Raw genomic sequence first — 7,520 nt, forward strand, 5'->3', positions numbered from 1 at the left:
GGTTTGGGAAGCTCGGTTTCCCGCCCCGGCCCCGTTGGTTTTTAAGGAAGACGCGCTATGATGGTTTTGTACTCGGGCACGACGTGCCCCTTCTCCCAGCGTTGCCGGCTGGTTCTGTTCGAAAAGGGCATGGATTTCGAAATCCGTGACGTCGATCTGTTCAACAAGCCGGAAGACATTGCGGTGATGAACCCGTACGGTCAGGTGCCGATTCTTGTCGAGCGCGACCTGATTCTGTACGAATCGAACATCATCAATGAGTACATTGACGAGCGATTCCCGCATCCGCAGCTGATGCCGGCCGATCCGGTGCAGCGTGCGCGTGCGCGCCTGTTCCTGTTCAACTTCGAGAAAGAGCTGTTTGTGCATGTGAGCTCGCTCGAGAACGAAAAGGGCAAGGCGGCGGAGAAGACGCACGAGAGGGCCCGTGCTTCGATTCGCGATCGTCTGACGCAGCTTGCGCCGATTTTCGTGAAGAACAAGTACATGCTGGGCGAGGAGTTCTCGATGCTCGACGTGGCGATTGCACCGCTGCTGTGGCGTCTGGATCACTACGGCATCGAACTGTCGAAGAACGCTGCACCGTTGATGAAGTATGCCGAGCGGATTTTCAGCCGTCCGGCGTACATTGAAGCACTGACGCCGTCCGAAAAGGTCATGCGTCGCTAATGTGTCGATATGCCCGCTGGCGAGGCTGGTTTGCCGGGGAATGGCGAACGGGTTTCGCGGCGGGATAAGTTGGTTATATGCCTGAAACGTCTACCAAGCCTTATTTACTGCGCGCGCTGTACGAGTGGTGTACCGACAATGGGTACACACCGTATCTGGCCGTGCATGTCGATGCCAGAACGCGTGTTCCGCGCGAGTTTGTGAAAGATGGCGAGATCGTGCTGAACATCAGCTTCGATGCCACGAGCGGATTGCAGATGGGCAACGACTCGATTGAATTCAGCGCCCGCTTTGGCGGCATCTCGCAGAAGGTGGAAGTGCAGGTGCCGAACGTGCTTGCGATTTATGCTCGCGAGAATGGTCAGGGCATGGCGTTCCCGGTCGACAAGCAGGCGTCTGCGGACGAGGGCCCCGAGCTGGAAGCGGTGCCGACGGCGCAGGAGCCGGAAGGCGACGACCCGGATCCGACGCGGCCCGGTGGTAATGGCGCGGCTGGCGGCAACGCCGGACGTGCGCATCTGAAGGTCGTGAAGTAATTCGTGACGGCGGTGAGACGCGAGGCTTTCGGGCGTCGCGTCGAGCTGCGAAATATCGAACGATTTCGCACCGACAGGTGGTCGCAGTGACCGACGAATCGGTTATACTACGCGACTTCGCCGGCTTAGCTCATCTGGTAGAGCAGTTGATTTGTAATCATCAGGTGGCGGGTTCGAGTCCTGCAGCCGGCACCAAACAAGACAAGGGGTTACGTGATTTCACGTAACCCTTTGTGCTTTCTGGGGGATGATGGGACCTGCGTGGCCGCTGTCCCTTCAGCACCGGGACGGCTCGATATCCCGAGCCAATCCCCGTACTCCTATCTCTTCTCCGCGTAACACTGCGCACGCAAATCGCTGTTGTTGATGTTTGCGCAGCTCACTTTGCCCTGCTTGGCATAGCAATAAGCACGCTGATCGCTGTTCCCGATGTTCGCGCAACTAACATTCCCCTTCTCGGCATAGCACTGCGAGCGCAGATCGCTGTTGTTGATGTTTGCGCAGCTCATTTTGCCCTGCTTGGCATAGCAATAAGCGCGCTGATCGCTATTACCGATGTTGGCGCAACTGCTATTGCCCTTCTCGGCATAGCACTCCGCGCGGAGATCGCTGCTACCGATGTTTGCGCAGCTTCCGTTGCCTTGTCTGGCGTAGCAGAAAGCACGACGGTCGCTATCGCGTATGTTTGCGCAACTCTGCGCAAAGGCTGAACCCGATGCGCTACAGATCAGCATCGCGAAACAGATCAGGACTTTCTTCATGATGTTCATTTCAGGTTTTTTTGCTCAACCACGCCATGATCGCAATTCATAGAGAAAGCCTCAATTACTACATGGAATCCTAAGTATCTGGATGAATTCCTATATCTGTTAGACGTTGCTTTCACAACTATTTAGCCATGAATGCGCTACTTCGTGCCCGATGCAACCCAAGAAATCAATAAGCTGCGTGATCCTACGTAGTTCGATATAAATCGACGTCTAGAGTGATAGCTTGATGCATTTATTCGTCCCGAAAAAAGCATCGGAGTAAATAAAAACAAATAAAAACGTCGAAACCCTAAAGAAATCTACATCTCGATCCGTAATGCTCTGTCTGGGCTGGTTCTCACCAGTTAGGAATCCGAGGGGCGCGGCGTCTTGCGCAAAGCTGGCACATCACGATAGCCGGCGCACGAGAAGCCGTTTCGGGGAACGCAGACGATGTGACCGTAGGTCACGTTCGACGCGGCCTTCGGATGTTGCGAGCAGTATCACAATCAAAAGAACGAAGATCAGATGCCTTGGCAATCAACGCGCGAAGTCTCGCCGTTGGCCGGCGGGATTGGCGGGCACAGCAAACGCAGCAATCGCAGTTCGGGGATTCAGCGGTTTCAACAGTTTCAACGGGTATCGAGGTACGGCCTGGCGACTTTGCTCGCTGCGGCCGCGCATTGCCATGCCGCGGGCATTGTCCCGGACGGCGGCACCGCGACCTCCGTCACCGTTGGCGCGGACGGACGCCAGAACGTCAACATCGCAGCCCCCGTCTACGGCGTCTCACACAACACCTATACCAGCTTCAACGTCGACCGCGCCGGTGCGACCCTGAACAACACAGGGGTGAACGCACGGACCATCGTCAACGAGGTGACGGGAACTGCCCCTAGCCAGATTCAGGGACAGATCGCAGTGGCCGGGCCGCGCGCGAACGTCATCCTCGCGAATCCGAACGGCATTACCGTCAACGGGGGATCGTTCGTCAACACCGGCCACGTCGCGCTCAGCACCGGGCAAGTGTCGTTCAACGACGTCCTCGTTGCCCCCGGCCTGTACCAGCGCAACGTTGTGCTCAACACCGGCCAGGGCACCATCGAGATCACCGGCGGCGGGCTCGCGGGCACGCTGATCGGTCTGGAACTCATCGCCAAGACGGTCAAGGTCAGCGCGCCCATCACCAACGACTTCTCATCGCCCACGGCGTATGTGCGCGTCATCGCCGGTAGCAGCAAAGTCTCGCTTAACACGAGTTTTTCGCCGGACGACAACAACAACGACTGGGTGACGTTCGCCAATAGCCAGCAATCCAACCCGAACGCCATCGCGCTCGACATCGAGCCCGCAGGCAGCATCACATCCGGCCGGATTCAGTTGTTGACGACGGACCTCGGCGCGGGGGTGCGTCACGCGGGCGCGATGATGGCCAACGCGGGCGACTTCTCCCTGACTTCCGCAGGCGACGTGCTCCTCGCCCCGTCGAGCAAGATCAACGTCGCTAACAATCTGTCGTGGCAGGCGAGCGGACAAACCGCCATGCGCGGCGCGTCGATCCTCACCGGCGGCTCGATCAACCTGTCCAGCGGCAGCGTACTCGTGGCGAACGCGGGCGCGATTCAGTCGACGCTCGTGTCCTCGCGCAGCGGCATCGTCGTCAACGCTCAGGGCGACATCACGAACATCAGCAGCCTGATTCAGGGCGTCACGCGCGAGCGTGCGTTGACGTCCTCCGAAGGCGCAATCACGTTCAACGCTGGCGGCACGATCACCAACACCTCGGACCCTACGAATCCGGGCGGTGCGTTCGGCGTCGTCTTTGGTGTGAGCGACGACGTCGTCATGCGTGCCGCACGCGACATCGTCAACCTGAACGCGCGCGTCGAATCGAACCAGTCGGTCACGATGGCGGCGCAAGGCGATCTCAGCAACGTCATCTCCCACACCGAAGGCGCGAACGGCGGCGTCTCGACCGCCTACGCCAACAGTGGCCGACGCTGGTTGTTCTTCTCCGCCCGCGACGAAGGCTTCTCCGTCGACTACGGTTCGCTTCCCGCGCCGAGCCAGCTCTCCTACATCATTGCGGACGCTGGCAACGTCACCCTCTCCGGACGTAACGTCTACAACACGGGCGGCACCGTGCTGACCAACGGCGGCGATATCCGCGTGACGGCGACGAACACGCTCGTCAATCAGGCGATCATGACGGGACAGGCGTCGTATCAGCGCTCGTGCTTCATCTTCTGTCGGGCAGAGGCGTCGAGCACGACAGCGTCCTTCGGCGGCCAGATGCAGGCATCGGGCAACATTTCGCTCGCCGCCGGACAAAGCGCAACGAACATCGGCGGCAACGTTATAGCCTGGAGCGGCAATCTGACGGTCGACGCGCCACTCGTCACCGCACAGGGCCTGCTCGGATACACCGCCTACAACGGCACGCGTGGCCTGAAGGCGTGGTTCGGCAATCGCTGGGCGGCGATCTACGCGCAGAACGACGGCGGCTTGTTCTCGGCGGCCTCGGGTGAGGTTGTGCTGACCGGGCGCGGTGTGATCAAGGGCGGTGTCATCGCCGGGGCAAAGGGCGTGCGCGCCGCGCAGGGCATCGAGACGGCCTTCGTGCCGTATCGCGACCCGGTCAGGATCGGCACGCATCTCGGTCTGACGACGTGGTTCGGACTATGACGATGCGCCTCCTTAATCCCGCATGCATCGTTGCTGCGTCGCTGGTGGTCGTCTCCGGGACGATGCACAACGCATTCGCGCAAACACCGCCCGGGTTGCCGCCGATACCGTCCGCTCCCGCGGGCATCACGCCACAACAAGACCCCGCGCAGCGCCTGCTCGACGAACAACGCAGCCGCGAGTTGCAGCGCGAACTCGACCGTCAGCCCGCACAGATCGAAGTGGCACCGGCGGCGTCGCCACAGGTGCCGGATCTCCCGGCAGACGCCGACATCGACACGCTGCCGGACCCGGAGCCGACGTTTCGCATCGACCGCATCGTCTTCAAAGGCGACACAGTCCTCAGCGCCTCCGAACTCGACCGGATCACCGCACCGTTCCTGCACAAATCGCTCGGGCGGCGCCGCATCGACTTACTGATGCGTCGCCTGACGGAAGCCTTCGTCGCACGCGGACTCATCACCACGCGCGCTTACCTCGCTACGCCGCAGAACCTGTCGTCCGGCACGCTGGCGATCACGGTCGTCGCAGGCCGCATCAGCGGTTTCACGTTGAACGGCGGCGCGTTGCGTCCCTCGGCCACGGGCGACGGCAAACAAGGCGATGGCGGCGGCCTGCTGACGGACGCCGGGACGGCATGGGCCTTCCCCGCATCGGTCGGTGACGTCCTCGAACTCCCGGCGCTCGAACAAGGTGTCGACCAGATCAACCGTCTACGTCGCAATCAGGCGCAGATTCAGATTCTTCCGGGGCAGGCGGCGGGCGAGTCGATTGTGGCGATCCAGAACCCGTTCGGCAGCCGTCTGAACTACAACGTCGGCTTCGACAACTACGGCAGCACGACGACCGGCAAATGGCGCACACGCGCGTCGGTGGAGGCGGGGAACGTCATCGGCTTGCAGGAATCGCTGAGCTTCTCCTACGTAGGCACGCGTGACAGCAATGCGCTCGTCGTATCGGCGGCCGTCCCCTACGGTTTTCAGACGTTCAGCTACACCGCAGCCCTCTCCGAATACCAGCAGATCATCGGCGGCACGGCCTTGCTTTACGGCCGCACGCTGAGCCAGATTTTCGGCTGGAACAACGTCCTTAGACGCTCGTCCTCGGGGCGAGTGAGTCTCGACGTCACCCTCACGAAGCTCTCGACCGAGCGCGACGTCAACGACATTCCGCTCTCGCCGCAAGACCTGACGATCCTTCGCGTCGGGGTCTCCGGCCTCTGGCGCTTCACGCGCAACGGTCAGTCCGGTGCGTTGACGGCGTCGCTCGGCGTGTCGCAGGGCTTGCCGTGGCTCGACGCCTCGCGCGACTTCGACGGCATTCAGAAGCAGGACGCCCACGCACAGTTCACCAAGCTCGACGCCAGCACGACCGTCCAGATGCCGCTCGCGCAGATCGGCCCGACGGTCTGGACGTGGCGCACCACGCTCACCGGCCAGTACAGCGCCGTCGCTCTGTTCGGCAACGCGCAGATCTTCCTCGGCGGCACGGACTCCGTGCGCGGCTTCATGCAAGGCGGCATCGCGGGCGACAGCGGCTTCTACGTCCGCAACGAAGCCGTGTGGGCCAACGCCCCTGTCTGGCAAGGCCTGCGCTGGGAGCCGTACGTGTTCCTCGACGGCGGCAAAGCGCATCTGGTGGCCGAAGCCGGGTGGCCGACGCTGATCGGCGCCGGTGCCGGGGTCCGCGCGCAATGGCAGTTCCGTGGACAGACGTTCTCCGGCGAGCTGATGGCGGGCCGCGCGCTCGTGCAGCCGTCGTCGATGGGGCCGAAAGGCAGTGTCGTTCTCGTCACGCTCAACTGGGCGGGATGAATTCCGAAGACGCGGACGTGTGGGCGACCGGCTCGCAGCGTCCGTCAACGTTGTGGGAGAGGTATCGATGAAAGCGAAGTTCAGCCGTATGTGGATGGCTGCGGGCGTATGCGCAGCATTGGGCGTGGTGACGTTACCGGCGATGGCAGCGAAGTCGGCGGCCGCGCCGTCGTCAGCGAAGGCAGATGCCAAGGGCGACAGCAAGGCGAACGCACAGAAGCCGTTACCGGCGGATGCCGTCGCCAGCGTCAACGGCGTGGCGATTTCGAAGGTGTCCGTCGACGCGATGGTCAAGGCAAGTGGCCAGCCCGACAGCCCACAACTGCGCGAGCTGTTCAAAGGGCAACTGATCGCCAACGAGCTGCTCAAGCAGGCGGCACAGAAGCAGCACTACGACACGCGTCCTGAAGTGCAGGCGGCCGTCGAAGCGGCGAAGACGATGATCGTCACGCGCGCATTCATGACGGAGCACCTCAACGCTGCACCGGTCAGCGACGCCGACGTCAAGGCGAAGTACGACGCGGTCGTCGCCACGCTCGGCGAGAACGAATACCACGCGAGTGTGATCGCCGTGCGCGACGCCGTCACCGCGCAAACCGTGCTCGATCAACTGAAGAAGGGTAGCGATTTCGCAGCGTTGGCGCGTCAGTACAGCCAGGGGCCGAACGCTGCGCAGGGCGGTCAGTTGAACTGGGTGTCCTTCAAGACGCCGATCACGGCAGGCAACACGCAGAACTGGCCGCAGCCGATTGCCGAAGCGTTGGTGAAGCTGCCCAAGGGCGGCGTGTCGAGCGAGCCGTTGCAGATCGGCGAGCAACTGTGGATCTTGCGCGTCGACGACAAGCGCGCCACGCAGATTCCGAAGTTCGAGGAAAGCGCGCCGCTGCTGCGCAAGCAACTCGAACAGGTGGCGATGGAAAAGGCCACGGCACAAATGATCGGCGATCTCGTCAAGAACGCACGCATCCAGCAGTAATCGGTAATTCATCGAGCGAAGCCGGGCGCGATTGAGGCGCACGGCATCGCTCGACATCGTCGGCCTTCGACGATCCGCAGTTAGCCGTATT

At 61.7% G+C, this 7,520-nt stretch carries 6 protein-coding genes and 1 tRNA gene; 6 read left to right on the top strand and 1 reads right to left on the bottom strand.

Translation table 11 applies throughout. The annotated features are described in order from the left end of the window. The first annotated feature begins 57 nt into the window (after nt 1-57). The 3 genes from ACIQWO_RS24905 (at nt 58) to ACIQWO_RS24915 (ending at nt 1,400) form a co-directional block, all read left to right on the top strand. Complete coding sequence (locus ACIQWO_RS24905) at nt 58-669, top strand: glutathione S-transferase N-terminal domain-containing protein (protein WP_150666236.1); 612 nt, start codon at nt 58-60, stop codon at nt 667-669. 77 nt (nt 670-746) lie between these two features. Next, entirely contained in the window at nt 747-1,205 is a 459-nt protein-coding gene (locus ACIQWO_RS24910) for a ClpXP protease specificity-enhancing factor (RefSeq protein WP_402829913.1), read from the top strand. A 119-nt stretch (nt 1,206-1,324) separates the two neighbouring features. Further along, a tRNA-Thr gene (locus tag ACIQWO_RS24915) sits at nt 1,325-1,400 on the top strand. Nucleotides 1,401-1,525: 125 nt separating this feature from the next. Here the strand turns inward: ACIQWO_RS24915 and ACIQWO_RS24920 are convergent. After that, nucleotides 1,526-1,966: a hypothetical protein gene (locus ACIQWO_RS24920; protein ID WP_402829915.1), complete on the bottom strand. Its 441-nt coding sequence runs from the start codon at nt 1,964-1,966 to the stop codon at nt 1,526-1,528. A gap of 516 nt (nt 1,967-2,482) precedes the next feature. Between ACIQWO_RS24920 and ACIQWO_RS24925 the strand changes: the two genes are divergently transcribed. The 3 genes from ACIQWO_RS24925 to ACIQWO_RS24935 all read left to right on the top strand — a co-directional run bounded on the left by ACIQWO_RS24925 (nt 2,483) and on the right by ACIQWO_RS24935 (nt 7,429). Continuing rightward, nucleotides 2,483-4,639 carry a filamentous hemagglutinin N-terminal domain-containing protein gene (locus ACIQWO_RS24925; protein ID WP_402829917.1) on the top strand — a complete coding sequence of 719 codons (2,157 nt, stop codon included), beginning with the start codon at nt 2,483-2,485 and terminating at the stop codon, nt 4,637-4,639. Nucleotides 4,640-4,641: 2 nt separating this feature from the next. After that, nucleotides 4,642-6,453 carry a ShlB/FhaC/HecB family hemolysin secretion/activation protein gene (locus ACIQWO_RS24930; RefSeq protein ID WP_402829919.1) on the top strand — a complete coding sequence of 604 codons (1,812 nt, stop codon included), beginning with the start codon at nt 4,642-4,644 and terminating at the stop codon, nt 6,451-6,453. A 67-nt stretch (nt 6,454-6,520) separates the two neighbouring features. After that, on the top strand, nt 6,521-7,429 hold the full coding sequence (locus ACIQWO_RS24935; protein ID WP_402829922.1) for a peptidylprolyl isomerase: 909 nt from the start codon (nt 6,521-6,523) through the stop codon (nt 7,427-7,429). Nucleotides 7,430-7,520 lie beyond the last annotated feature (91 nt).

Origin of the sequence: Pandoraea sp. NPDC090278, assembly GCF_044772185.1 — a bacterium.
In the GTDB taxonomy this organism is placed as follows: Bacteria; Pseudomonadota; Gammaproteobacteria; order Burkholderiales; family Burkholderiaceae; genus Pandoraea.